Below are 26953 nucleotides of genomic sequence, written 5' to 3' on the forward strand. Positions count from 1 at the left end.
GTTCCTGCCGGCAGTATAGTATCACTACGATGAGGAAACAACTCCATAACAAAGTGGCTACGGGCCGGTATCCCGACGATGCGGATCATCGACCCACACATGCACATGGTGTCCCGGTCGAGCGACGACTACGAGCGCGCTCGACGCGCGGGCATCGAGTGCTGTATCGAACCGGCGTTCTGGAGCGGCACCGACAAGCGACACGCCGAGTCGTTTTTCGACTACTTCGAGCAGATCATCGACTTCGAGACCGACCGCGCCGAGCGGGCGGCGGGGATGGACCACTACGTCACCATCGCGCTCGAACCGAAAGAGGCCAACTACCCCGAGATGGCCGACCGAGTCATGGAACGCATTCCCGAGTACCTCGACCGCGAGAACGTGGTCGGAGTCGGCGAAATCGGACTCGATCAGGGCACCGACGAAGAAGAAGAGGCGTTCCGGCGCCAGCTCCGGATGGCCGAGGAGCGCGAGCTCCCGGTCATCGTCCACACGCCCCACGAGAACAAGCCCGAGGGGACCGAGCGCCTCGTCGAACTGATCGAAGACGAGGGCGCGACCCAAGAGCGGATCATCATCGACCACAACACCGTCGACACCGTCGAAACCGCGGTGGCGACCGACTGCTGGGTCGGGTTCACTCTCTACCCCGGCAAGATCGAAGCCGAGGCCGCCATCGACCTGCTCGAAGAGCACGGCACCGACAAGATGATCCTCAACAGCGCGGCCGACTGGGACCCCTCCGACCCGCTGGCGGTCCCGAAGGCCCGCGACAAGATGCTCGATCGGGGCTGGGACCGCGATGCGGTCCGGAAGGTCGTCTTCGACAACCCCTACGAGTTTTTCGACCAGTCGCCGAACTTCGACTACGAGCGGTGACGATGGAGTTCGCATTCTCAGCCAACGCGTTTCAGGAGTACACTCCGGTCGAGACCGTCGAGGAGCTCGCGGCCATCGGCTACGACGGCGTCGAACTGCTGTTGGGGGGCTCGCACCTCCACCCCGACGACACCGGCCCCGACGAGATTCGGGCGGTCGAGGACGCCCTCGAGGAGACCGGGCTCGCGATCAGCAACTGCAACGCGTTTATGGTGTCCGAGGAGGACTTCCAGCATCCGTCGTACATCGAGAAAGACCCCGAGTACCGCCGCGAGCGCGTCGAGTACACGCTGGGCGCGCTCGAACTGGCCGACGCGTTCGGCGCCGAGTACATCTCCGTCCAGCCCGGCGGGCCGATCCCCGAGGGCAAGTCCCGCGAGTGGGGGATGGAGACGTTCGCCGAGAGCATCCGCGAGGTGGTCCCGGCCGCCGAGGAACTCGGCGTCGACGTGCTCGTCGAGCCCGAACCCGACCTCCTGATCGAGACCACCGACCACTTCCTCGACTTCGTCGACCGGATCGACTCCGAGGCGGTCGGCTGTAACTTCGACGCGGGCCACCTGTTCTGCGTCGGCGAGGACCCCGCCGCCGCGGTCGAGCGCCTCGAAGCCCACACCGGCCACTACCACGTCGAGGACATCCCCGAGGACCGGAGCCACGAGCACACCCAACTGGGCGAGGGCGCGATGGACATCGAGGGCTTTCTCGACGCGGTCGCGTCGACGGGCTACGACGGGTTCGTCACGGTGGAGCTCTACCCGTATCGGGAGACCGCCGCCGAGACCGCGCGCGAGGCGTACGCGTACCTCGACGAGCGCGGGTGGGCGTAGGTGGGCGTGACCCGGAGCGACGCGACCGGCCTCCGGGCCGCGGTCGGCGCGTACGCCGAACTGCTCCGGGTTCCGAACCTCTTTACCGCGCCGCCCGACGTGGTCGTCGGCGCGGCGCTGGCCGCGGCCGCCGGCGCGACGGTCCCGCTCGGTGCGACCGCGGGGCTCGCGGTCGCGTCCGCCCTGCTCTACGCCGGCGGCACCACGCTGAACGACTACTTCGACGCCGCGGTCGACGCCGCCGAGCGCCCCGAGCGCCCGATCCCCTCCGGACGGGTCTCGCGGGCGGCCGCGCTCGGCGTCGGCCTCTCGCTTTTGGGCGGCGGCGTCGCGGTGGCGGCCGCGGCCGGCGGCGCTCGCGGGGGGCTGGTCGCGGCGGCGCTCGCGGCGGCGGTGGTGCTGTACGACGCCGGGCTGAAGGGTAGCGCTCCGGGATTTCTGACGATGGGATCGACGCGCGGGCTCAACGTCTTTCTGGGCACGACTGCCGCCGGGCTCGCGCCCTCGGCGGCCCCGGCGTGGCTGTTCGCGGTCCCAGTCGTCGTCGCCGGCTACATCGCGGCGGTGACGTCCATGGCCGCCGACGAGGCGACCGGCGGGGACCGGCGGGCGGTCGCGCTCGCGGGCGCGGGCGCCGTCGCGGCGGGCGTCGCGGCCCCCGCGCTCGTCTGGGCGGTCGGGCCCGGCGCGGTCGCCGTCGGGGCGAGCGGGCTCGCCGCGGTCGGCTTCCTCGCGTGGACGGGCGGCGCTCTCCGGGCGGCGTACCGCGACCCGACGCCCGAGACCGTCGGCCCCGCGGTCGGCACCTGCGTCCTCGGGCTCGTCGCCCTCGACGCGGCGTTCGCGGCCGTCGCTGGGGCCGAGTGGGCCGCGGTCGCGCTCGCGTTTCTCCTCCCGGCGGTCGGGCTCTCTCGGGCGTTCGACGTCTCCTGAGTCCCGCCGCCGAACCGGGAAAGTTCGGTCGGCCGAAATCTCGTGTTGCGAATCGGTAGCTCCGCCGTAATATGGCTGACGGGCAGGAAATCAGGTGTTTGTCTCGGAAACGGTATTCGGAGACTATATGGGTCGGCGTCGGCGGATGAGTGGATGTCACGAGACAACGAACAGACGAGCGGAATCGGCGACCCGTCCTCGCGGCGAACGTTCCTCAAGGCCACCGCGGCCGCGGGAGCGCTCGTCGGGGTAGGCGGCGTCGCGGCGGGACAGGAGCGCCAGGAGTTCGTATTCGGCGGCGAGGTCGCGGGCTGGATGGGCCGAGAGCCCTCGGAGATCGCGGACACGACGAACCCGACGCTCGAACTCGAACCCGGACAGGAGTATGCGTTCACCTGGGAGAACACGGACGGCCGACCCCACAACGTCGCCATCCTCGACGGCGAGGGCGAGGCGCTCGAATCGACCGAGATCATCAACGAGGAGGGCGCGACACAGACCCTGCAGTTCTCGGCGACCGAGGAGATGGCCGAGTACGTCTGTGAGGTCCACCCCGCGTCGATGCGGGGCTCGATCAGCTTCGGCGGGGAGACGACCCAAGCCGAGGAGTCCCAGGAGCGGTTCATGCCGTTCGGCGCCGGTGCGGGCGTCGAGAAGGTCGCCGAAGGGCTGGTCTCACCGGTCGGGTTCGAACCCGCGCCCGACGATTCGGGGCGGGTGTTCATCCTCGACCAGCCCGGCCGGCTCTACGTCCACGACGGCGAACAGCTTCAGGACGAGCCGTTCCTCGACGTCTCGGACATGCTGGTCGACGTCGGCGGCCGAGAGAGCGGCCCGTTCGACGAGCGCGGACTGCTCGGGCTGGCGTTCCACCCCGAGTTCGCCGACAACGGTCGGTTCTTCCTGCGGCTGAGCGTGCCGCTCGGTGACCCGCCGTACGTGAGCTCCGCCGAGTGGGGCGAGCGCCCCGGCGAGTTCGACCACATGGAGGTGCTCTCGGAGTTCCAGGCAAGCGAGGACCTCTCGAGCGCCGATTCCGAGTCCGAGACGCGACTGCTCGAGATGCCTTCGCCCCAGTTCAACCACGACGCGGGGGCGGTCGCCTTCGGACCCGACGGCTACCTCTACGTGCCGACCGGCGACGGCGGCGACGCCGACGACACGGGGCTCGGCCACGTCGAAGACTGGTACGACGCGAACGAGGGCGGCAACGGGCAGGACGTCACCCAGAACCTGATGGGCGGCGTGCTCCGCATCGACGTCGACAACGAGGGCGAAGACCTGCCGTACGCCATCCCGGAGGACAACCCGTTCGCGGAGGGCGGCGACTTCGCCGACTACGACGGACTGCCGGAGTACTACGCGTGGGGACTGCGCAACCCGTGGAAGGCGTCGTTCAACGACGGCGACTTCTACGTCGCGTCGAACGGGCAGAACCTCTTCGAGCAGGTCGACATCGTCGAGAAGGGCGGCAACTACGGCTGGAACGTCAAGGAGGCGACCCACTGCTTCAGCACGGACAGCCCCAACGACCCGCCCGAGGACTGTCCGGACAGCACGCCCGACGACGTCCGGGGCGGCGAGCCGTTGCTCGACCCGGTCATCGAGTACCCCCACACCTACGAGGGGCGCGGGGTCGGCGTGTCGATCATCGGCGGGTACATGTACAACAACGACGCCATCTCCGGGCTGAACGGCAAGTACGTCTTCGGCGACTACAGCCAGACGGGAGCCGACCCCGCGGGCCGGATCTTCGCGGCGACGCCGTCCGAGAGCGAGGGCGAACTCTGGTCGCTGGAGGAGGTCCAGCTCGAGGGCTCGCCGAACGGACAGCTCAACATGTACGTCCTCTCGTTCGGACGGGACAACGACGGCCGCCTCTACGTGATGGGCAACGACAGCGGCGTGCCCCAGGGCGAGACCGGCGTCGTCTACCGGATGGTCCCGGCCGGCGAGGGCGAGCAGATATCGGCGCCCCAGGGCGAGGACATGACGACCGAGGGCGACGGCGAGATGACGACGACGGCGGAAGGCGAGAGCATGACGACCGAGGGCGACGGCGAGATGACGACGACCGAGAGCGAGTAGCCCTCGCAGTTCGGTCACGCGCAGGCGCTCATTTTTCGGCATCGACGCCAGCGCTAAGTGGACGCGCTCGATAGCGAACGCCATGAGCGACGCCGACACGGATCCGTGGCTGGCCGGCGGTCTCGCGGCCCGGAACGCGCTCCGGGCCGCCCTCGACGCCGACTCGCCGGCGGTCCTCGCGACCGTCGCCGGCGCCGAGGGGGCGGCTTACCGCCGCCCGGGCGCAAAGCGGGTGGTCGAGTCCGACGCGGCGCGAGCCGGAGACACCGAGGACCCGCTGGCCGACCTCGCGGCGGCGGCGCTCGACGACGGCCCGCTCGCCCGGACGTTCGACCTGACGGCCGACGGGGGGACGCTCGGCCGGGGACTGGGGTACAGCGGCGTCGTCGACCTGCTGGTCGAACCGATCGACGCGAGCGTCGAGCCGGCGCTCGACCGGATCGCGGCGGGCGAGCGGGTCGCCGTGGTGACGGTCACGGGCGGCGACCGGGCGCCGGTCGGCGCGCGAGCGATCGCGACCCCCGACGGCGGCGTCGAGGCCGCCGACGCGAGGCCACCGATCCCCGACGACGTGCTGGCCGACGTTCGGCCGACGGCCGGCGACCTCGCGGCCGCCGGCGAATCCGCCCGGATCACCGCCGAGACCGACCGCGGGACGGCGACGGTGTTCGTCGACGGCTACGCGCCCGCGCCCGAACTCCTCGCGCTCGCCGGCGACCTCGACGTGCGCCCCGTCGCGCGGTTCGCCCGCGAGGCGGGCTTTCGGGTGACGGTCGCGACCCCGACCGGAGCCGGGACCGGGATCGACGCCGGCGACGTTCCGGCCGCCCACCGGGTCCTCGCGATCCGGCCCGCGGACCTCGCCGACGCTGTCGGGCGGCCCGCCGACACCTACGCCGTGCTCCTGTCCCACGACTTCGAGGCCGACCGACTCGCGCTGGCGTCCCTGCTCGACACCGACGTGCCCTACGTCGGCGTGATGGGGCCCCGCGAGCGCTTCGGGGCGCTGGCCGAGGCGCTCGCCGAGGACGGACGCGACCTCTCGGACGCCGACCGCGACCGGATCGCCTCGCCGGTCGGCCTCGACCTCGGGAGCGACGACCCCGCGCAAGTCGGCCTGAGCGTCGTCGCGGAGGCGCTCGCCGTCGCGAACGGCCGCGAGGGCGGTCGGCTCACCCGCGGCGAGGGGCCGATCCACCCGCGCCCGGACGTGTGACCGCGCCGCGCGACCCGCGGTTCGGCGGGCTCACGGGCGGAGCGCGCGCCGGCCGGACCCAAAGCATAACACCCCCGGGTTCGTGGTGTCTGCCAACACTGATGGCGCTCGGACCGAAGCAGTGGCAGTGCAAAGACTGCGGGCGAAAGCACAGCACCGACCGCAAGCAGTGTGTCTCGTGTGGGTACAGCGTGCTCACGCCCGTCGACAACGAGCGCCGACTGAGCCGGCTCGTCTCGACCCTGCTGGCGTTGCTACCCGCTATCCTCTCGATCCTCACGATGGGGCTGTTGGCGTGGGTGCTCTTTTTCTGACCGCGAGGACACAGCCGGCGAGCATCAGCGCCGTCCCGTACAGCGGCGGCGTCGCCAGCGCGAGCGCGGGCGCCAGCGCTTCGAACGCCGCGTCGGGGATCGGCGTCTCGGTCACCAGCATCTCGACGTTCGACGCGGTGAGCGCGACGTTCGAGACGAACGCGCCGGTCGCGAACAGCGCCCGCTCGGGCCCGGCCTCGAACAGGTAGAGCAGGGGCACCAACGGGAAAAACAGGAACGCGAAGTACAGCAGTAGCGACGGGAACCCGACGACCATCACCGCCATCGTGACGAAGATCGCGACGAGGCGCTCGATCGGCGTCTCGATCCGCCGGAAGGTGTACGCGACGACGGGCGCCAGTGCGAGGAACCCGAGCGCGGTGTAGGCGCTCGACGGGAGCGACGGGAACAGCACCGACAGCGGCCGGCGCACCGTGACCAGCTGGGCGGCGGGGTCGAGCCCGCCGACGAACTGGTCGTTCGAGAGCCGCGGGACCAGCGCCCGTTCGACGTACGTCAGGTGGGTGTCGACGCCGAACGCCGCCACCCCGACCGCGAACGCCCCGACGCCGGTCGCGGTCGCGGCCGCGATCGCCCGCCACGCCCGCCGGCGGAGGAGCCAGAGCCCCACCGCCGCGGGGAAGAGCTTGACGACCGCCGGGAGCGCGAACGCGACGCCGGCCTTCGTCTGCTCGCCGTCGACTTCGAGCCACCAGAACCCCGCCGCGATCGCGAGCAACAGCGGGAAGTTGGTCTCGCCGTACAGGATCGAGGGCACCGAGTGGAGCGACGCGACCGCGAACGCCCCGACGAGCGCGCGGTCGACCCACGGTAGCTCGGTCCCGCGATACCGCTCGGTGAACGCCACGAGCAACGCCGCCACGCCCACGGCGGCCGCGACGTTGACGAGCGTGTGGACCGCGAACGCGGCTTCCCACCCGTCGAGTAGCGCGTAGGGGTAGAACGCCGGGATCGTGACCGGCGGGTAGACGTAGCTGTACGGGTGGCCGGCCGGCGAGGCGGCGTAGAAGTCCCCGCCGGCCAGCGCGGTCTCGGCCGCCAGATGGTACACCTTCAGGTCGACGCCGACGAGCGACGCTCGGCGGGCGAGCGTCGCCTCGGCGCCGGCGATGCCGAGCAGGACGCCTGCGAGGAGGACGATGCGTGCGGGCCACGGAGAGGGCGGGGCGTCGTCTGTCATGGTGTGGTCGGCGGTCGTCGAACGGGCGAATCGGGAGCGTCGCGACGCTCAGTCCTCGGCCTCGCGGGCCGCCTCGGGCGACCAGTCGTCGAGGGTGCGCTGGACGGCCTCCTCGCCGACCGCGCGGGCCAGCGTCTCGAAGCCCGCCCGCTCGGCCCGGCCGTCGGCGCCCGCGAGCAGTCGCGAGACGATGAACTCCGGGGTCGACCGGCCGACCGTGTCAAAGCGGGGCTGGTAGTCGACTTCGAGTTCGAGGTCGTCGTCGAGCCCCTCGGCGAAGATGCCATCCTTGCGGGCCTTCTCGGGCAGGGGCTTGAGGTCGTCGGCGAGGTGGGTGACGAACACCCCGAGCGCGCCCCGGTCGACCGTGAGCCGGACCAGCCCGTGGAGCAGGTCGGCCGCGCTTCCCGGCTCGGTGATGGCCTCGAACTCGTCGACCAGCATCAGGGTGTTCTCCCCGCCGGTCAGCGGCGGGACGATGCTCCGGAGCGTCGATTCGAGCACGCCGGCGTTGAAGCTGGCGTGGCGCCGGTGGAACACGATGTCGTCGGACAGCGAGATCGCGGCGCGCTCGGCGGGCACCGGCAGGCCCATCTGGGCGAGCAACGCGCACTGACACAGCGTCTCCAGCAGGGTCGTCTTCCCGCCGGAGTTCGCGCCGGTCAGGACCGCTACCCGGTCGCCGGCCGGCGGGGACCGCTCGCTGTCGGCCGCCGACCCGTCGGCAACGTCGTGGTCGCCGATCGCGTAGGTCACCGGCTGGACGTCCTCGCCGGCGGCTTCGAGTCCGACGTTCCGGGCGTTCCGAACCGCGAACCCGTCGTCGACGAACTCGGGCCGCGAGAGGTCGAACGCGACCGCGAACCGAGCGAGCGAGAGGTGAAACGCGAGGTCCTCGACCGCCTCGGCCGCGGCGTCGATCGCCGCCCGGGCGTCGGCGATCCGGCCCCGGAGGCGGCGGGCGACCGACCGCTCGCGCTCGTCGGCGGCCTCCCGAAGCGCCGCGAGCAGTTCCCGGAGCGTCGCGTTCACGAAGTCAGCGGCGTCGGCGGCGTCGTCGGGGGCGGCGTCTCTGACCCGCTGGAACCCCGCGCCGGTCTCGCTCGCGACGTAGTCGACGACCACCTCGCCGAACTCCGCGCCGGCCCGGGCCTCCGACCGGATCTCCTCCATCGCGTCGAGCGAGTCGGCCGACAGCGCCTCGGTCGCGTCGCGGGCGTCCCGGAGCGAGTCGAGTTCGTCGTCGACCCCGCGGGCCACCTCGCCGCCGTCGAGGTCCGCGAGCGCGTCGGCCGCGGTTTCGAGCGCGTCGCGGTCGATCGCCGTCACGTCGGCGAACGCCCCGCCGGAGACGCCGGCGTCCCGGATCGCCAGCGCTGTCCGGACCGCGGCCTCGTCGCGGTCGAGGCCGTCGTCGGCGTATGTCTCGAACGCCGCGCGGACCGCCTCGCGGGTCGTCCCGTCGAGGGCCTCCCACGACGCTCTGGCGTCGACCACCGCGTCGAGGCGCGCCTCGGCGTCGCCCCGAGAGCGGAGCGGGGTCAGCACCCGGATGCGGTCGGCCGCCGACTCGGTCAGGGCGTAGTCGCTCGCGATCCCGAGCAGGTCCTTGTACACCGACCGGGCGTCTCTGGTGGCGAGCACCGACATCCCCTCGCCGCCGTTCGCGCGGCGCAGGATGCGGGTCGCGCGCCCGCGGGCCAGCCCCGCCGCCACCAGCGCGCCGACGTCGCCGGACTCGATGGCCTCGATCGAGCGCTCGGTGCCAAGCGCGGCTTCGAGGCGCTCGCTCGTCTTGGGCCCGACGCCCCAGTACTCCTGCAGTCGCATGTCCGAGGCGTGACGCCGGCGGGCCTTAACGTTTGCACAAGAGCCGGTCGCCCCGGTGCAGACGAAACCGTTACAACCGTGGCGGATCTGTCACGACTAACATGCTCCCGCAGTCGGTAGAACGCGGCCCTCACGACGGGGACCTGCGTCGCGTACTGTACGTCGACGCCGGCGACGGAGACGGCGTCGCGGACGCCCCGTCGTTCACGCTCGAAACCGAGTCGCGGGCGGCCGACGCGCTGGGCCGTCTCGACGCCGAGCGGTTCGACTGCGTGATCGCGGGGCCCGACCTCCCCGAGACCGACGGCATCACCCTGCTCGAAACCGTCGGCGAGCTGTTCCCGGCGGTCGGGCGCGTCCTCGTGGCCGACTCGGTGGCCGACGCGCCCGACGGCGTCGAGTTCGTCTCCGCCCGGCCGTCCGACGACCGGCCGGCTCGGCTCGCTCGCCGTGTCGCGCGCGTGCTCGATCGCCGCGAGACCGAGCGGTCTCGCGACCTGCTCGCCGACCGGTTCGGCACGCTGGTCGAGTGTTCGCCCGACGCGATGCTCACGCTGGACGACGACTGCACGATCCTGTTCGCCAACGCGGCGACCGAACGGGTGTTCGGCTACGACCCCTCCGAGCTGGTCGGCGACTCGGTCGGTCGCCTGCTCGCCGAGCGGGTCCGCGGGTCGGTCAGGGCGGCGATCGCGGAACTGCGCGAGGCCGACGCGACCGCCGAGTGCGAGTACGTCGAGCTCCCGGGACGGGACCGCGAGGGCGAGGAGATCCCGCTCGCGGTCTCGGTCACCGAGTCGGTCCGGGACGGCCGGCGCTACTACTCGTGTATCGTGAGGGAAGTCAGCGAGCGAAAGCGCCTCGAAGAGCGCCTCGGCGAGGAGCGGCGCAAGACCCGCGACCTCCACGACGTGGCGGTGATGCTCGAAGCCTGCGACACCGCCGACGAGGTGTGTCGGCTCGCGGTCGAGACCGCAGAGCAACTGCTCGAGTTCGACATCGCGGCGGTCGATATAGTCGAAGACGACGTGCTCGTCCCGCGGGCCGTCTCGAAAGGGATACCTTCCGACGGCTACTACACGACCACCCCGATCGACGCCGACGACAAGCTCGCGGCGCGGGCCCTCCGGGCCGACGAGACGATCCGGACCGGCGACCTCCGCGAGGCCGGGGTCGACCCGGCCGCGACCGGCTACCGGTCGGCGCTGACCGTTCCCATCGGCGAGACCGGCGTGTTTCAGGCGGTCTCGAAGGAGTCCGACTCCTTCGACGAGAGCGACCGCGAGCTCGCCGAACTGCTGGTGGCTCACATGCGCGAGGCGCTCGCGCGCATCCGGTCCGAGCGCGCGCTGGCCGCCGAGCGCGACCGGTTCGCCGCGCTGTTCGAGCACATCCCCGAACCGACCGTCGACTACCAGATCCGCGACGGCCGTTGTCTCATCGAGGCGGTCAATCCGGCCTTCGAGGCGGTGTTCGGCTACGACGCCGAGGAGGCGGTCGGCGAGGCGGCCGAGGAGCTGATCGTCCCCGAGGAGGCCCGCGCGGAGGCCGAACACCACATCCAGAAGGTCAAGGCGGGCGAGCAGATCAACGCCGAGGTGCGCCGGGAGACCGCCGAGGGCTACCGGGACTTCCTGTTGCGAAACGCCGACATGCCCGGCGAGGACAACGCGGGCTATCTCATCTACACCGACATCACCGACCGCAAGCAACTGGAGCGAGACCTCTCGCGCGAGAAAGAGAAGATCGAGCGGCTCCACCACGTCGCGGTCCGGCTCGAAAGCTCCGAGTCGCCCGACGAGATCTACCAGCGCACCGTCGACGCCGCCGAGGAGATCCTGAAGTTCGACAGCTGTAGCATCGACGTCGACGAGAACGGGTGGTTCGTCGCGAGGGCGACGTCCTCGGAGCTCGAAACCGACGACTACCCCGACTTCCGGACCGACGCGGGGCTCGCCGGCAAGACCTACCAGACCGGCGAGACCTACGTCGTCGACGACGCCCAGAGCCCCGACGGCCCCGAGGTGCTCGACGAGAAGTACCGGTCGTTCCTGAGCGTCCCGGTCGGCGACCGCGGGGTGTTTCAGGCGGCCTCGCGGTCGGTCGGGGAGTTCGACGGCGAGGACGCCCGGCTGGCCGAACTGCTCCTTTCACACGCGGTCCAGGCGCTGGTCCGGGTCGAGTCGAAGTCGGCGCTCCGGGCCGAGCGCGACCGGTTCGCCGCGCTGTTCGAGAACGTCCCCGAACCGATCGCAGACTACGAGTTCCGGGACGGCGAACCCATCGTCCGGTCGGTCAACGAGGCGTTCGAGGCGGTGTTCGGCTACGACGCCGACCGGGCGGTCGGCCGGTCGCTCGACGACCTCATCACCCCCGACGGCGAACGCGGGGCGGCCGAGCGGCTCAACGAGCAGGTGCGGGCCGGCGAGCGCGTCGACGCCGAGGTGCGCCGGGAGGCCGCCGACGGGATCCGCGATTTCCTGTTGCGCAACGCGGAGGTCTCGGGGAGCCCCGGCAACTACGTCATCTACACCGACATCACCGAGCGCAAGGAACGCGAGCGCCGCCACCGGTCGATGACCGAGGACGTGCTCGACAACACCGACGTGGGTATCTTCGTCCTCGACGAGGAGTTCGACGTGGCGTGGGCGAACGCGACGGTCGAGGAGTACTTCGGCGTCGACCGGGAGGACCTGCTCGGCCGCGACAAGGCGACGCTCGTCGACGAGCGCATCGCCCCGACGGTCGAGGACTCGGCGCACTTCGCCGAGACGGTGGTCGGGACGTACGAGGACAACACCGGCGTCGAACAGTTCTCCTGTCGGGTCACGCCCGCCGAGGGCCGGGCCGAGCGGTACCTCCAGCACCGGAGCCGCCCCATCGAGTCGGGGCTGTACGCCGGCGGTCGGGTCGAGCTCTACTACGACGTGACCGAACGCACCGAGCGCGAGGAGATGCTCGACGCGCTCCACGGCGCGAGCCGGCGGCTGATGGCGGCCCAGAGCCAGCGCGAGATCGCCGAGACCGCGGTCGAGACCGCCGCCGAGGTGCTCGACATCCCCCACACGACGGTGCTCCGGTGGAACGACGACGCCGGGGTGCTCGAACCCTACATCGTTCCGCCCGAGACGACCGTCGAGATCGGCGAGACGCCGGACTTCGCGCCCGGGGAGGGGATCGTCGGTAGCGTCTTCGAGTCGGGCGACCCCGAGCACTTCGACAACGCCTACGACGACCCGCGCGCCCACGACGACGGCGCGTCGGGAGTCCGGGCGTTCGCGGTGTTTCCGCTCGGCGACTGGGGAGTGCTCACCATCGTGTCGACGACGCCCGGGGCGTTCGACGACTACGAGATCGACCTCACGAAGGTGCTCGCGGCCAACGCCGAGGTCGCGCTCAACCGCGCCGAACACGAGGCCGAACTCGCCGACCAGCGCGAACAGCTCGCCGAACTCGACCGCATCAACGAGGTCATCAGGGACATCGACCAGCTTCTGGTCCGGGCGGGCACCCGCGAGGAGATCGAGCAGGCGGTCTGCGACCGGCTCGCCGACTCCGACCACTACCGGTTCGCGTGGACCGGCACCACCATCGTCGGCAACCGGATCGAACCGACCGCTTCGACGGGGCCCGCGGACGGCTACCTCGACGCGGTGACCGTCCCGGTCGACCACGACGACCACGGGACCGGTCCCGCGGGGCGGGCGGTCCGGACCGGCGAGACGCAGGTGATCGAGTCGATCGCGGACTCGGCGGTGTTCGAACCGTGGCGCGAGCCGGCGCTCGCGCGGGGCTTCCGGTCGATGGCGGCGATCCCGCTCCGGTACCGCGACACCACCTACGGGGTCCTCTGTGTCTACGCCGACCGGGCGAACGCGCTCAACGACCGCGAGACCGCGGTCCTCTCCGAGCTCGGCGAGACCATCGGCCACGCCATCAACGCGGTCGAGAACAAGCGCGCCCTGCTGGCCGACGACGTGGTCGAGGTCGAGTTCGACGTCACCGACGGCGAGGGGTTCTTCTCGCGGGCGGCCCGCGAGGAAGACTGCACGTTCACCCTCGAAGGCGTGACGATCAACACCGACGGGTCGTTCGTCCACTTCGTGACCGTCGACGGCATCGACCCCGACCGACTCCGCGAGCGCGCCGAGCCAGACCCCGACATCGAGCGCGCCCGTCTCGTCAACGAACACGACGACGGCCACCTGTTCGAGCTCGTGTACACGGGGCCGTCGTTGCTCTCGACCCTGCTCGATCACGGCGGGACTCTCCGGGAGTCGCGGTTCACCGCCGACGGCGGCCGGAGCGTGGTCGAGCTCCCGATGAACGCCGACGTGCGGGCGGCCATCGAGTCGATCACCGACCGGATCCCCGGCGCGGAGGTGGTCGCCCAGCGCGAGCGCAAGCGTCCCGACCGCACCGTCCAGGAGTTCCGGGCCGCGATCGAGGACGATCTGACCGACCGCCAGCGCTCGGCGCTGGAGGCGGCGTTCTACGCCGGCTTCTTCGAGTGGCCCCGCGAGAGCACCGGCGAGGAGGTCGCCGAGTCGCTCGGGGTCTCGGCGCCGACGTTCCACCAGCACCTCCGGGTCGGCGAGCGCAAACTGCTGGCGGCGCTCCTCGACGAGTAGGGCGCCGAAGGAACACTTTTGTTGTGTCCGGGTCACCTCCCGTCCGACGATGGCCGAGGAGACCGACGAGCGCGAGCGGATCCGACGGCTCCGGGAGGCGGCCCGCGAGCGCTGGAGCGGGGCCGACGACGACGCCGACGCCTTGGCCTCGCGCCTCGACAGCGACGATCCCGAGGTCCGGGCCGAGGCGGTGTGGGGACTCGCCGAGCTCGCGTCCGATCCCGACCGATCGGTCCGGCTCCCGGTCGAGTCGCGGCTCGCTCCGCTTCTCGACGACGACGACCAGTGGGTCCGGCGCGGGGCCTCGTGGGCGCTGGCGATCGTCGCCGACCGCCGCCCCGAGCGCGGCCGCCCCGCGGCCGAGGCGCTCGCGCGCGCGCTGACCGACGACGACCCGCTCGTCCGGGAGAACAACGTCCTCGCGCTCTCGGCCGTGGCCGCCGAGTACCCCCACGCCGCCGAGCCCGCGCTGTCGCGGCTCGCCGACCTCGTCCGGGACGGGGACGGGCTCGTCCGGCAGTACGCCGCCGAGGCGCTCCGACGGCTCGTGGGCCAACTCGACGAGGACGGCTTCCCGGAGACCGTCGAGGCCGGCGGGGAGATCGCGGATCTCCTGCCCGACGACGCGGGCGTGGTCGCGGTGACCGACGAGGGCGGCGCGACCGGGTCGATCCGGGTCCGGACCGACGCCGCGGCGGACGACGAATCGGCGGTCGATTCCGACGCCCGCGACTCGCCCGACGAGACCGGCCCGCCCGAGGCGATCCCTTCGCCGCCGCCGATCGACGTCGATTTCCGGGGGTTCGAGCGGCTCGCCGACCGGGGCGGCGACCCCGTGACGACCGCTCGGAAGGCGCGAGCGCCGGCCGCGGGCGCGGACGACCGGCCCGTCGTCGTCTCGCTCCGGACGGCCCGATCGGAGGCGGGCGTCGACGCCGACCGGGTCGCGGAGGCGTTCCGGGCGTGGGACCGCATCGACGACCACGACCACGTCGCGCCGGTCCTCGCCCGCGGCGACCGGCCCCGGCCGTGGATCGCGACCGAGTTCATGGACGCGGGCACGCTCCGAGATGCGGTCGGCTCCGTCGGCTTCGAGCGGGCGCTCTGGACGGTCCACTGCCTCTCGCGGGCGGTCTCTCACGCCCACTCTCGGGGAGTCGTCCACGGCGCGCTTCGGCCCGGTGCGGTCGGGCTCTCGACGGTGCTCGGAGCGTGGCCGGCGCCGAAGGTCGGCGACTGGGGGCTGGGCGAGCCCCTCGCCGCGGTCGCCTCCCCGCCGATCCCGCCCGCGTTCGCCGCGCCCGAGCACTTCGACCCCGAGGCGTTCGGCCGCCCCGATCAGGCCACCGACGTCTACCAGTTGGGCGCGCTCGCGTACGCGCTGTTCGCCGGTCGGCCCCCGTTCGTCGACGCCGCCGGCGAGATCGTCCGCGACTCGCCCGTCGCGGAGCCGCCGCCGGTCACCGACCGCTCGCCCGGCGTCCCCGCGGCGGTCGACGATCTGGTGGCGCGGGCGCTCGCGGCCGACAAGCGCGCCCGGTTCGAGACCGCGGCGGACTTCCGACGGGACGTCGAACTCCTCGCGTCGGAGTTCGACTGGGCGGGGCGGTGAGCCGCTGTCGGACTACCGGGCGCCCGCCGGGGCGCCGTCGTTGTGAAAGTACACGACGCGCTCGCCCTCCCCGGTCGCTGTCTCGCGCTCGACGTCCTGCCTGCTCGCGCACCGCCGCCGGTAGCGCTTCAGGAACGACAGCGGCTGGCCGCCGAAGACGTCGGCCCACCGGTCGCCCCGTTCGACGAGGAGCCGCTCGTCGTACGGCTCGCCACAGACCGGGCAGGCGGGTTCGTCGGGGTCGTTCGAGTGCATTCGTGGGGTAGTTGGGGCGCGAGCTGTTTCAATGTCGCGGGGCCGTTACTTGCCTCGTCGCGCGAGCAGCGCCGCCGCGAGCAACGCGACCGCCGCGGTCCCGACGCCGAATCCGGGCACGCTCGGCGTCTGGCCGTCCGCGTCCGAGTCGTCCTCGCCGGTCACTTCGAGGCGCGCGGTCTCGTCGTTGACGCCGACGGTGTAGGTTCCGCCGGCGTCGACGCGCTGTTCGAAGGTGACCTCACGGCGCTCGCCGCCGGGCACCTCGACGGTCTCGGTTTCGAGGTCCTCGCCGAACATCGACAGGGTGAGATCGACGGTGCCGGGCTCGCCGCCGGCGTTCTCGACCGTGGCGGTGACCGCGACGGTCTCGCCGGCCTCGATGCTCGACGACGACAGCGAGAGATCGACGACCGAGACGTCGGCCGGGCCGGTCGCGCCCTCCTCGACGGTCAGGTCGCCGAGTTCGTCCCCGCCGAGGGTCGCCTCGTAAGTGCCGGGCTCGACGTCGTCGGCACGCAGGGTCACCTCCGTCCGCTCGCCGGCTGGCACCGAGACGCGCTCGGTCGCGACCGTCCCGCCGTCGAGCGCGAGGCTGACGGGGACGGTGCGGTCGGACGCGCCCGGATTCCGGAGGGTCGCGGTCGCTTCGACCGCGCCCTCGGGGCCGACCGCGGTCTCGGCGAGCGCGGCGTCGGCCACTTCGACGGTCCGGTCGGCGCCGACCGCGATCGCGCCCAGCCGGTCGGTCGTCGCTTCGAAGCGGTAGCCGTCGTCGGCCTCCTCGACCATCGTCGCGTCGAGGCGCTCCCACGAGCCGTCGTAGCCGTACACCGACACGTCGGCGGCGCCGCGCAGTTCGCCCAGCGCGGCGCGCTCGACCCCAAAGGACACGGTCGCGTTCTCGACGCCGCCTTCGAGGTACTTCGCGCTCACGTCGAGGGACGCGAGCGTCCGGTCGCTCGCGGTCGGCGCCGGCGCTTCGCCCGGCGCTTTGGCGCTCGCGACCGCCTCGAAGGCGACGTGGGCGTCGTCGCTGTCGAGGTTCACGTCGAGGCGGTCGAAACGGACGCCGGTCGCGTTCGCGACGCCGGTCTCGCGCAGATCGGCCGACACCGTCTCGTCGGCGCGGCCGTTTCTGACGTCGACCAGCGTCGCGTTCGCCCCGGCGCGCTCTATCTGGGTCACGACCGCCGGCGGGCTCGCCGAACCGCCACCGCCGCCACCGCCGCCACCGCCGCCGATGGAGCCGCCCGTCGAGCCGCCGTCGTCCTCGTCGTCGATGGCGCGCTCGCCCTCGTTCACGGTGACCTCGACCGCGGCCTCGTTGGCGTTCCCGCGCTCGGTCCCGATGGTGACCGTTGCGGTGTAGGTCCCGCTCGCGTCGTAGCGGTGGATCACGGCGTCCTCGCCCGCGCCCGTCGTCCGCTCGGGGTCGCCGTCGCCGTCGAAGTCCCACCGGTACTCGGTCACGTTCGAGGGCGCGGTCGAGCCGTTCGCGTCGAACCGGAGCGGGTCGGTGGCGTTCACCTCGCTCGCGTTGACCGCCAGTTCGGCGTCCGGACCGGGGTCGACGGTGAACGAAAACCCGCGGGTGGCGGCGTGGCCCGCGGCGTCGCTCGCCCGGACGCTCCCGTCGTACGTCCCGGCGTCGAACTCCCGCGAGAGCGTCGCGCCGGCGGTGGTCCGCTCGTACTCGCCGTCGCCGTTGAGGTCCCACGCGTACTCGGTGATCCCGACGTTGTCGGTGGCGTTGGCGTAGAGGTCCACCACGTCGCCCGCCGTGATCGTCGCCGCGGCGGGCGCGTCGCCGTCGGCGGTCACGTTCCCGATCGTGGGGTCCTCGGCCGGCGTCACGTCGAGCGCGACCGTCGCGTTGTCGGTGTTCCCGTTGCCGTCTTCGACCGCGACGGCGGCCTCGTAGGTGCCGTTCGCGCGGTACGGCGGGACGGCGCTCGTCACGGGGTCGCTGGTGGCGTTCTCGTATTCGCCGTCGCCGTCGAGGTCCCACCGGTACTCGGCGATGCCGCGGTTGTCGTCGCTGGCGCTCGCGTCGAACTCGACCGTCGTATCCGCCTCGAACGCGGTCGGCGAGGCGTCGAGCGACGCTTCGGGGTCCGCGGTGTCGGGCGCCTCGATCTCGATAGTCCGCTCGACGGTGGCCTCGCGTCCCCCGCGGTCGGCGACCGTCAGCGACACCTCGTAGCTCCCGTTCTGGTCGAACCGATGGGCGGTGCGCGTCTCGCCGGTCACCGTCGAGTTGTCGTCGCCGAAGGTCCAGGTCACCGACCTCTGGTCGATGCGGCCGTTGTCGGTGCTGTTGCTCGCGTCGAACACCAGCCGTTCGCCCTCGACGTGGTAGTCGGGGAGGCCGACGTCTCCGGACGCCACGCTCATCGCCGCGGTCGGCGGTTCGGCGGGTCGGACGGTGATCGGTATCGAGTCGGTGCTCTCGGTGCCCTCCGCGGACTCTGCCAGCACCTCGACGGTCCGTTCGCCCGTCCGGTTCGCGTCGTATCGGTGGGTTATCGTTCGGTCGGTCCGGTTTCGCTCGTACTCGCCGTCGCCGTCGAGGTCCCAGTAGAACTCGGCGGCGTCCGTGCCCGCGTCGAACGTGACTGGCCCGCCGACCTCCGGGTCGTCGTAGTCGGCGCTCAGGTCCGCGTTCGTACATTCGCCCCCGCGGGTGATGGTGACCGGTTCGTCCATGTCGAGGCGGACGTTGTCGTCGCCTTTCCGCCGGACGACCCAGTCGGTGACGGTGTCGTTTTGCTCGTCGTAGCGCCACCAGTAGTTGCTCCAGTGGTACGACTCCTCGTTGAAGTACGGTTCGATGGTGATGCTCTCGCCGTATCCGAGGTTCTGTAGCCCGCGGTACGCGCCGCCGTCCGTTCCGTGATCGCCCCACCGCCAGTGGGCGGTGAAGTCGCTGTTGCCGTCGTAGCTCTCGATCGGGACGGCTCCGTAGTTGTTGTCGCGGTGGCCGTAGCGGGTGTGGCGGTCCTCGTCGTAGTCGAACTCGCCCGAGTCGTAGTAGAGCGCGTCCATGTCCTCGGGGTAGAGGTCGTCCATGTACGCCCACTCGCCCGCGGGCAGGTCGCGGAAGACGAACGACACCGCCCCGCCGCCCGGCTGGGGGCTCATGAACCCCTCGCGAGTGCTATGGAAGTGCTCCCCGTTGTACGGGCCGTGGGATCCGATCCCGGTGTCGTCGTAGAGTTTGTCGTGGCGGACGACGAGGCTGTCGCCCTCCGGGCCGTCGTAGAAGAACATGTGGCTCTCCTGGTTCGTCGACCAGTTCCACAGTCCGTAGGTGCCGTACGCCCACGGCTCCTTCCAGTAGGGCTCGGAGAGCCACGGCGCGTAGTGGGGTATCTGGCCCCACGCCTGACCGTTGTCGCTCACGTTGCCCTCGGGATCCCGGTACCGGTAGTCCATCACGGACTCGATCGTCGGCGAGCCGTCCCAGCTTCGGTTCGGCACGTAGCCGAACTCCTCGGTCTCGTCGACGATCTCGACGTGCGGTCGGATCGTCTCCTCGGGGTACTCGGGGTTCTGATCGCCCGGTTCGAACGGTGTCACTTCCCAGCACTCGTCGCCCTGTGTGATCACGTACCGGTTCGAAGCCTCCTGTGCGCCCGCGGTTCCGACCATGCCCGTCGGGAGGACGGACGCGACGACCAGCAGTGTCAGTGCGACGCTCGCTATCTTATCTACGCGCATGCGATGATACCGACCGTATTCCGCTGTTTCCCTTTGTTATGGACTTGCTGTCGGAGAATTTGGCATCGGCTACGCGCGAGTAGCTCCTGCAAGAACTGATCGAACGCCGCGCGTACCGGCTCGGTAACCGCGCCGTACGGTCGGGGGTGGCCGGCGGGCTACTCGGTCCGGTCGCGCTCGCCGACCGCTTCGGCGTCGCGCTCGGTCACCCGGACCCCCTTCGAGGAGAGGTGAGACATCTGCTGGCGCGCGAACTCCTCCTCGGTGGTGCCCAGCGTCGCGAGCACGTACAGCCGGGCGTTGCCGGTCGGGCGCATCGTCCGGCCGGCCCGCTGGGAGCCCTGCCGGCGCGACCCGCCGAGCCCCGAGGCCACGATCGCCAGTTCGGCGTCGGGCAGGTCGATCCCCTCGTCGCCGACCCGCGAGACCACCAGCGCGTCGCGCTCTCCCGTCCGGAACTCCTGTAACAACAGCTCCCGGCGGGCGTGGCGCATCTCGCCGCTGATGAACGGGAGGTCGAGCGCCTCGGCGATCGCCGTCCCGTGGTCGAGGTACTCTACGAAGATCAGCGCCTTCGAGGTGGGGTGTTGGGCGAGCAGGTGGCGGATCTCGTCGAACTTCGCGGGGTTGCTCGCCGCGACCCGGCGGCGCTCGTGGCCGTGGGCGGTGCCGTACTCGTTCCGGTAGGTCTCGTCGTCCCACGGGACGTATCTGATCTGGACCTCCGGCTCCTGAACGTAGCCCGCCTCGAACAGCGCGTCCCAGTCGGTGCCGATCGGCGGACCGACGAGGGTGAAAATCTCCTCCTCGCGGTCGTCCTCCCGGACGGGCGTGGCGCTGAGCCCGAGCCGGTGTTTGCTCTGGAGGTCCGCCGAGCGCCGGAACACGTTCGAGGGGATGTGCTGGCACTCGTCGTACACGATCAGCCCCCACTCGCGCTTGTCGAACAGCTGGCGGTGCCGATCCATCCCCGCGGTCTGGTAGGTGGCGATCGTGACGGGCCGGACCTGCTTGGTGCCGCCGTGGTACTCCCCGATCTGGCTCTCGTCGAGGGTGGTGTGTGCGAGCAGTTCCTCGCGCCACTGGGTGGCGAGCTCCCGGCTGGGGACCAGGATCAGCGTCTCGCCGCCCACCGCTTCGAGCACGCCCATCGCCGCGACGGTCTTGCCCGACCCGGGCGGCCCGACCAGCACGCCCGATTTGGTCTCGACGAACTCGGTGACCCACTCGCGCTGGTACGGCCGGAGATCGAGAGTCAGCGCCACGTCGAGGGGCTCGCCGGTTTCGAGGTCCCGCTCGTCCTGCACGGGGTAGCCCGCCTCGTAGAGGACGCGCTTGATCTCGGCGACCGCCCCCTCGGCGACCCAGCTCTCGGTGTCCGAGATCGGCGCCCGGAGCTGGCCCTCGTCGAGCTTCTGGCGTGCGACGTTGCCCATCAGGTCCTCGCTTGCGGCTTCGAGGACGACGTAGCCGTCCTCGTGGGTCGTCAGGACGAACTGGCGGGCGCGCTTCCACTGGCTCTCGATCCAGTCTTCGAGGTGGGCCGACCGCTCGGGAACCACGTCCCGGACGGTCCCGAGCAGAGCGTCGAGGTCGTCGTACGGGGCGGCCCAGACGTCCTCCTGTCGGATTCGATAGAGGTACCCGCCCTCGTGGGTCGTCTCGACGAGGTGGGCGAACTGCGAGAGCTGGGCCCGGGTGAACTGGGTCGGCTGGTCGACCACCAGCTCGCGGCGCTTCGGAAACACCACCACGCGCTCGCGGTCGGCGACCGCCCCCCAGTCGGTCGGATACCAGACCACCGGGTCGGTCGAGACGTCGAGGCGCTCGACGCCCTCCTCGCCCGCCAACCCTGCCAGTTCCTCGGCGGTCTCGGCCTGCGTGCGATCGAGCGCCCGCGCGACCTCCTCGGCGGTCACGACCGGGCGTCCGAACTCCTCGACGGCGTCGTGGAACGCCGAGACGTCGACCGCCTCGGCGCGCTCGCCCTCGGCATCGTCCACCGCGCTCTCGTCCCCGTCGGCGACTTCGCCGCCGGCCTCGTCTCCGGTGTCGGTCACTGGCACGCGGTAGGGCCGGCACGGACAAACGGCTTGCGCTCTGGCCGTCGCCGGCCGTCTCAGCTTCCGAACCGTCGCGGGGATCCGCCCGTTGCCTCGCCGACACGAGGCCACAAGGCTTATATATACTAGCTGACAGTCAGGGTAACATTTGAATACCCCGAGTTTGAGTGAGCCAGTATGGAAACGGGAACTGCGGCCATCGAGCGGTGTGCGTACTGCCGAGAGTGGGTGCCGATAACCGTCGTCGAAGTCGCGGCCGGCAACGACCAGATCTCCGCGTCGGTCGCCGTCTGCGAGTCGTGTCGCACTGACGGCCGGTGAGCGGGCTCGCTCGGCGACCGCGCTCGAGAGTTCCTCTAACACCGGTCGATCGCACCGACCCGTCGTCCCCGCTCGCGTCCTGCGGCCGAGACGCTCCCGTACCCCGCGCTAACCCCGACTCACCGTTCGGCCTCGGCGGGGTCGTCGTTAGGACACGCCCTCTCGGTCTCCGGCCCCGACGCGGCCGCGCCGACCCAGCTGACCGTCGACTCCCGTACCACCATCACCCACTCGGGCACGTACCTGCTGACCGCCGACGTCGAGCGCGCGGGCGACACCGCCATCTCCCAGTCGTGCGTCGAGATCCGCGTCGCCGACGTGACGTTCGACGGCGGCGGCCACGTCCTCGATGGCCGCGCCGAGAGCCACACCACCGGCGTCGCGGTCGAGCACGGCTCGGCGACCGTCCCGAATGCCACTATCGCGGACAACCTCGTCTGCGTCTCCGCGCTCGGCGCGACCGACCTCACCCTCGCCGACAACGACCGCGCGCCAGACCGACCGAGCGCCGCGTGATCGCCCGGCTTTAGTGGCTCGGAAAACGTTTCGGCGACATGACCGACGATCCCGCGACGTGGTGGGACGAGGCGTACGAGGGCGACCCCCCGTGGGAGAACGGCCGCCCGCAACCGGCGCTCGTCGATCTCGTCGAGGCCGGCGCTCTCGACGGCCGGATCCTGGACGCGGGCTGTGGCGCCGGTACCCACGCCTGCTATCTCGCCGCGCGCGGGCGCTCGGTCGTCGGCGTGGACGTCTCGGAGCGCGCGGTCGAGCGGGCGCGCCCCACGGCCCGCAAGCGCGATCTCGACGCGACCTTCCGGGTCGGCGACGCGCTCGACCTCGACCCCGACCTCGGACCCTTCGACGCGGCGTTCGACTGCGGCCTGTTCCACGCGCTCGATCCGGTCCAGCGCGACGCCTACGCCCAATAGCCTCGCGGGCGTGCTCCCGGCCGGCGGGCGCGCGTACGTCCTCTCTTTCGCCGAGCGAGCGCCCGCCGACTGGGGGCCGGCCCCCGTCGCCGGCGCCGACGTTCGCGAGGCGTTCGCCGACGGGTGGCGCGTCCGGGACCTGCGTGAGGTTCGGTTCGAGACCAACGACACCGACGTTCCGGGGTCGCTCGCGGTCCTCCGGCGCGTCTGAGTCGCCCGGCGACTCGTTCTCTGCCCCTTCCCGGTCGTTTTTAGCCCCGTCTCGCTAATCGTTACCCATGTCCGACCCCGATCTCGACAGATTCGCGTCCAGACGATCGACGACGTACGCGCCCAACGGCCTCGTCGCGACGAGTCAACCGCTCGCGGCGGAGGCGGGCGTCGAGATCCTCCGGGCGGGCGGCAACGCCTTCGACGCCGCCGTCGCCACGGCGGCGGCGCTGAACGTAGTCGAACCCACCAGCACCGGCCTCGGCGGCGACGTGTTCGCGCTCTACCGGACCGCCGACGGCGAGGTGGGCGCGATGCGCTCGTGCGGCGGCGCGCCCGCCGACGCCACCATCGAGAACGTCCGCGAGTCGCTGCGCGAGGCCGACGACATCTCCTCGTACTACCCCGACGACGGCGGCTACGCCGTCGACGACACCGAGGAGGCCGGAATGCCCTTCTACGGCCCCCACGCGGTCACGGTCCCCGGCACCGCCCGGGGGTGGGAGGCGACCGTCCAAGAGCTCGGCCGGCTCACGCTCGCCGACGCGCTCGAACCCGCGATCGGATACGCCACCGAGGGGTACCCGGTGTCGGAGGTCATCGCCTCCTACTGGCAGGGCGCCGAGGAGCTTTTCACCGACGAGAACGCCCGCGAGGCCTACCTGTTCGACGGGGAGGCCCCGAGCGTCGGCGAGACCGCTCGGCTCCCGAAGCTCGGCGAGTCGATGCGCAGGATCGCCGAGGAGGGCGCAGACGCCGTCTACGAGGGCGAGATCGCCGAGCAGATCGCCGACGAGATACAGTCCCACGGCGGGTTCATGACCGTCGAGGACCTCGCGGCCTTCGAGCCGGAGTTTCTCGATCCGGTGTCGACGACGTACAACGGCGCGGAGATCTACGAGCTCCCGCCGAACAATCAGGGCCTGATCGCCTTAGAGGCGCTCAACATCGCCGAGGAGCTCGGAGCGGGCGAGCACCCGATCGACTCGCCCGAGCGCGTCCACTACTTCGCGGAGGCGACCAAGCGGGCCTTCCACGACGGCCACCGCTACATCACCGACCCCGAGTACGAGGAGATCCCGCCGCTCGCATCGAAGTCGTACGCCGCCGAGCGCGCGGCCGACGTCGACGACACCGCCTCGGACGTCTCGTTCGGGGTTCCGAACGCCAACGCCGAGGACGCCGATACGGTCCTGTTGACGGTCGCCGACGACGAGGGCAACGTGGTCTCGTACATCAACTCCCGCTTTGCGGGCTTCGGCTCCGGGCTGGTTGCGGGCGACACCGGCATCGCGCTCCAGAACCGCGGCTCGTCGTTCTCGCTCGACCCCGACCACCCCAACAGCCTCGAACCCGGCAAGCGACCCTTCCACACACTGATCCCCGCTGTCGCCGACTTCGGAGACGACGACTGGGCCGCGTTCGGGGTGATGGGCGGGTACATGCAACCCCAAGGCCACGTTCAGGTCATCTCGAACATCGTCGACTACGACATGCCCCTGCAGGCCGCGCTCGACCAGCCCCGGTGGCGCTACCGCGAGGACGGCTCGCTCGCGGTCGAAGGACGAATGGACGGCAACGTCCAGTCGAAGCTCGCCCGGATGGGCCACGACGTGCGGGTGCTCCCGCCGGTCTCGTTCGGCGGCGCCCAGATCACCCGCCGGGAGGGCGAGACGCTGTCGGGCGCGACCGAACCGAGAAAAGACGGCTCTGCGTCCGGCTACTGATTACACGCCCGCCTCCTCGTCGCCCGCCGGCTCCCCGGCGTCCCCGTCGATCGTGATCTCGGTCGGTTCCCGCGCGGCGCGGTCTCGCGTTCCGGCGTCGCCGGTGCTCCGGGATCCCACAGCGTATCCGATCCCGAACGCCAGCGCGAGCGCGAGCAGTCGGCCGACCGACGAGCGTCCCGCCTCGTCGTGGGTCTGATCTCCCATGTCGTAGCCCACGGACGAGAGTGACTTTGGGGTTGGGGCGTCCCGACCCCGCTTTTCACCCCTCGTGGCGCCGAATCTTGTCGAGGAAGCTCGCGAGCGTGCCGCTCACCGCGACCGCCGTCACCTCTCCCTCGTCGCTGTCGTAGGTGAGCACGCCCGACTCCTCGAGCTTCGGGAGGTGGTTGTGGTGGAGCGCGGTGGCGATCTGGGTCCGAGTTATCATCGAGACGTCGTCGGGCGGCCGCTGGAACTCTCGGCCGGCGACCTGATCGGTGAGCCGTTCGATGGGTATCGGCTCGGGCTGGCCGTCGACGACCGCGAGCGCGTGGCGGCGGTAACGCTCGCTCAGTAACGAGAGGATCTCGTCGAGTTCGAGGTCCGCCCCGCCGTCGGTCTGCTCGGGTTCGTCGGTGGCGGGGTCGTCTGGCATACACGACTCAAATTCTTTCTCGCCTAAACGGTTATCGCATTCTGTCGGCGATCACCCGAGCGAGAAACACGCGCGTAACTGGCCGTAGAAGAAGCGAAACGTCCTCGTACCGCGTGAGGAAACCGGGCGACGAGGCCGACTCGGAGACTATCCGAGGCTCCCCTCCATTTCGAGTTCGATGAGCCGATTGAGTTCGACCGCGTACTCGATCGGGAGTTCTTCAGTGATGGGTTCGATGAACCCCGAGACGATCATCTGTTTTGCGTCGTCGTCGTCGAGCCCTCGAGACTGGAGGTAGAAGACGTCCTCGTCGCCGATCTTCCCCACCGTCGCCTCGTGGGCCACGTCGACTTTCGACTCGTCGATCTCCATGTACGGCATCGTGTCCGACGTCGACTCGTTGTCGAACATCAGAGCGTCACACTCCACCGACGTCGAGGAGTGTTCGGCCCCCTCCGAGATGTGGACCAGCCCCCGGTAGTTGGTGCGCCCGCCGTCCTTGCTGATGGATTTCGACTCGATCGTCGAGTTCGTATGCGGCGCGTTGTGATAGACCTTCGCACCGGTGTCAATGTTCTGGCCTTCGCCCGCGAACGCGATCGAAATCTGGTTCGCCGACGCGCCTCGGCCCTTCAGCACCGAACACGGGTACAGCATCGTCGCCTTCGACCCCATGCTTCCGGACACCCACTCCATGCGTCCGCCCTTCTCGACGAGCGCGCGCTTGGTGTTGAGGTTGAACGTGTTCTTGCTCCAGTTTTGGACGGTCGAGTACTGGACGTGAGCGTCCTCGCCCACGAAGACCTCGACGCCGCCGCTGTGGAGATTGTGACTGCCGTACTTGGGCGCGCTACAGCCTTCGATGTAGTGGACCTCGCTTCCCTCTTCGGCGATGATGAGGGTGTGTTCGAACTGGCCCATGCCCTCCGAATTCATGCGGAAGTACGCCTGGACGGGCATTTCGACGGTGACGCCCTCGGGAACGTAGACGAAACTGCCGCCACTCCAGACGGCGCCGTGGAGCGCGGCGAACTTGTTGTCCGACGGGGGGACACAGGAGGTCATGAAGTACTCCTTCACTAACTCTTCGTGTTCGCGGACGGCCTCGTCCATGTTGCAGAACACGACGCCTTTCTCCTCCCACTGTTCTTGCATGTTCTGGTAGACGACCTCCGACTCGTACTGAGCGCCGACCCCGGAGAGGGCCTTGCGCTCGGCCTCGGGAATGCCGAGTTTTTCGAAGGTGTCCTGGATGTCCTCGGGGAGGTCGTCCCAGCTGTCGGCGCCCTCGCGCTTGTCGACGTCGGGGCGGATGTAGGGGACGATCTCTTCGATGTCGAGTTGGGTGAGGTCGGGCTGGCCGGGCCAGTCGGTGGGCAACGGCATGTTCTGGTAGTGCTCGAGCGCACGCAGGCGCCGGTCGAGCATCCAGTCGGGCTCGTCTTTGTCCTCGCTGATCAGCCGCACGACCTCCTCGGTGAGGCCCTTGCCGGACTTGAGCGCGGAGCTCTCCTCTTTTTTGAACTCGAAGCGCTCCTCGGTGTTGGTCTC

General features: G+C 70.7%; 22 protein-coding genes. 13 read left to right on the top strand and 9 right to left on the bottom strand.

Going from position 1 to position 26953, the window contains the following annotated elements:
• Positions 1–78 precede the first annotated feature (78 nt).
• The 6 genes from EPL04_RS17120 to EPL04_RS17145 all read left to right on the top strand — a co-directional run bounded on the left by EPL04_RS17120 (position 79) and on the right by EPL04_RS17145 (position 6260).
• Complete coding sequence (locus EPL04_RS17120; protein WP_134672397.1) at positions 79–879, top strand: TatD family hydrolase; 801 nt, start codon at positions 79–81, stop codon at positions 877–879.
• Positions 880–881: 2 nt separating this feature from the next.
• Positions 882–1709 carry a sugar phosphate isomerase/epimerase family protein gene (locus tag EPL04_RS17125; RefSeq protein ID WP_134672398.1) on the top strand — a complete coding sequence of 276 codons (828 nt, stop codon included), beginning with the start codon at positions 882–884 and terminating at the stop codon, positions 1707–1709.
• A 6-nt stretch (positions 1710–1715) separates the two neighbouring features.
• On the top strand, positions 1716–2642 hold the full coding sequence (locus tag EPL04_RS17130) for a UbiA family prenyltransferase (protein WP_245154606.1): 927 nt from the start codon (positions 1716–1718) through the stop codon (positions 2640–2642).
• A 153-nt stretch (positions 2643–2795) separates the two neighbouring features.
• A complete protein-coding gene (locus EPL04_RS17135) occupies positions 2796–4730 on the top strand; it encodes a PQQ-dependent sugar dehydrogenase (protein ID WP_134672400.1) in 1935 nt (644 codons plus the stop codon).
• Between the two features lie 82 nt (positions 4731–4812).
• Entirely contained in the window at positions 4813–5946 is a 1134-nt protein-coding gene (locus EPL04_RS17140) for an XdhC family protein (RefSeq protein ID WP_134672401.1), read from the top strand.
• A gap of 101 nt (positions 5947–6047) precedes the next feature.
• Positions 6048–6260, top strand: a complete 213-nt coding sequence (locus tag EPL04_RS17145) for a hypothetical protein (RefSeq protein WP_134672402.1) — start codon at positions 6048–6050, stop codon at positions 6258–6260.
• On the opposite strand, the gene EPL04_RS17150 is transcribed toward EPL04_RS17145, so the two are convergent.
• Together EPL04_RS17150 and EPL04_RS17155 are read right to left on the bottom strand one after the other, a co-directional pair.
• Positions 6223–7461 carry a glycosyltransferase family 87 protein gene (locus EPL04_RS17150; RefSeq protein WP_134672403.1) on the bottom strand — a complete coding sequence of 413 codons (1239 nt, stop codon included), beginning with the start codon at positions 7459–7461 and terminating at the stop codon, positions 6223–6225. The two genes, EPL04_RS17145 and EPL04_RS17150, sit on opposite strands and share 38 nt — an antisense overlap.
• A 48-nt stretch (positions 7462–7509) precedes the next feature.
• Positions 7510–9291 (bottom strand): MutS-related protein, encoded by a 1782-nt coding sequence (locus EPL04_RS17155; RefSeq protein ID WP_134672404.1) that lies wholly within the window; start codon positions 9289–9291, stop codon positions 7510–7512.
• Positions 9292–9392: 101 nt separating this feature from the next.
• Between EPL04_RS17155 and EPL04_RS17160 the strand changes: the two genes are divergently transcribed.
• Positions 9393–13922: a GAF domain-containing protein gene (locus EPL04_RS17160; protein WP_134672405.1), complete on the top strand. Its 4530-nt coding sequence runs from the start codon at positions 9393–9395 to the stop codon at positions 13920–13922.
• A gap of 49 nt (positions 13923–13971) precedes the next feature.
• Positions 13972–15534, top strand: coding sequence for a HEAT repeat domain-containing protein (locus EPL04_RS17165; RefSeq protein WP_134672406.1), 1563 nt, complete (start codon positions 13972–13974; stop codon positions 15532–15534).
• 12 nt (positions 15535–15546) lie between these two features.
• Here the strand turns inward: EPL04_RS17165 and EPL04_RS17170 are convergent, their stop codons facing one another.
• The 3 genes from EPL04_RS17170 to EPL04_RS17180 form a co-directional block, all read right to left on the bottom strand.
• Positions 15547–15789 (bottom strand): hypothetical protein, encoded by a 243-nt coding sequence (locus EPL04_RS17170; protein WP_134672407.1) that lies wholly within the window; start codon positions 15787–15789, stop codon positions 15547–15549.
• Between the two features lie 45 nt (positions 15790–15834).
• Positions 15835–19512, bottom strand: a complete 3678-nt coding sequence (locus EPL04_RS17175) for a PKD domain-containing protein (protein WP_134672408.1) — start codon at positions 19510–19512, stop codon at positions 15835–15837.
• A 158-nt stretch (positions 19513–19670) separates the two neighbouring features.
• Positions 19671–21572, bottom strand: coding sequence for a DEAD/DEAH box helicase (locus EPL04_RS17180; protein WP_394345880.1), 1902 nt, complete (start codon positions 21570–21572; stop codon positions 19671–19673).
• Positions 21573–21752: 180 nt separating this feature from the next.
• Between EPL04_RS17180 and EPL04_RS18915 the strand changes: the two genes are divergently transcribed.
• Complete coding sequence (locus EPL04_RS18915; RefSeq protein ID WP_167599511.1) at positions 21753–21896, top strand: hypothetical protein; 144 nt, start codon at positions 21753–21755, stop codon at positions 21894–21896.
• A gap of 119 nt (positions 21897–22015) precedes the next feature.
• Here EPL04_RS18915 and EPL04_RS18920 read toward each other — a convergent pair whose 3' ends face one another.
• Positions 22016–22180 carry a hypothetical protein gene (locus EPL04_RS18920; RefSeq protein WP_167599512.1) on the bottom strand — a complete coding sequence of 55 codons (165 nt, stop codon included), beginning with the start codon at positions 22178–22180 and terminating at the stop codon, positions 22016–22018.
• A gap of 34 nt (positions 22181–22214) precedes the next feature.
• On the opposite strand from EPL04_RS18920, the gene EPL04_RS17185 reads away from it, so the two are divergent.
• The 4 genes from EPL04_RS17185 (at position 22215) to ggt (ending at position 24765) form a co-directional block, all read left to right on the top strand.
• Positions 22215–22412 (top strand): hypothetical protein, encoded by a 198-nt coding sequence (locus EPL04_RS17185; protein ID WP_134672410.1) that lies wholly within the window; start codon positions 22215–22217, stop codon positions 22410–22412.
• Positions 22413–22450: 38 nt separating this feature from the next.
• A complete protein-coding gene (locus EPL04_RS19090; RefSeq protein ID WP_209019657.1) occupies positions 22451–22828 on the top strand; it encodes a class I SAM-dependent methyltransferase in 378 nt (125 codons plus the stop codon).
• Positions 22829–22838: 10 nt separating this feature from the next.
• Positions 22839–23039, top strand: a complete 201-nt coding sequence (locus EPL04_RS19095) for a hypothetical protein (RefSeq protein WP_209019658.1) — start codon at positions 22839–22841, stop codon at positions 23037–23039.
• Positions 23040–23106: 67 nt separating this feature from the next.
• On the top strand, positions 23107–24765 hold the full coding sequence (ggt, locus tag EPL04_RS17195; RefSeq protein ID WP_134672411.1) for a gamma-glutamyltransferase: 1659 nt from the start codon (positions 23107–23109) through the stop codon (positions 24763–24765).
• Here the strand turns inward: ggt and EPL04_RS17200 are convergent, their stop codons facing one another.
• From EPL04_RS17200 to sufB, 3 genes are all read right to left on the bottom strand, one after another.
• Positions 24766–24972 carry a hypothetical protein gene (locus EPL04_RS17200; protein ID WP_134672412.1) on the bottom strand — a complete coding sequence of 69 codons (207 nt, stop codon included), beginning with the start codon at positions 24970–24972 and terminating at the stop codon, positions 24766–24768.
• A 55-nt stretch (positions 24973–25027) separates the two neighbouring features.
• Positions 25028–25402: a DUF7344 domain-containing protein gene (locus EPL04_RS17205; protein ID WP_134672413.1), complete on the bottom strand. Its 375-nt coding sequence runs from the start codon at positions 25400–25402 to the stop codon at positions 25028–25030.
• 147 nt (positions 25403–25549) lie between these two features.
• On the bottom strand, positions 25550–26953 hold a 1404-nt coding region (sufB, locus tag EPL04_RS17210; RefSeq protein ID WP_134672414.1), incomplete at its 5' end, for a Fe-S cluster assembly protein SufB.

It is taken from the genome of Halorussus marinus (assembly GCF_004521895.1).
In the GTDB taxonomy this organism is placed as follows: domain Archaea; phylum Halobacteriota; class Halobacteria; order Halobacteriales; family Haladaptataceae; genus Halorussus; species Halorussus marinus.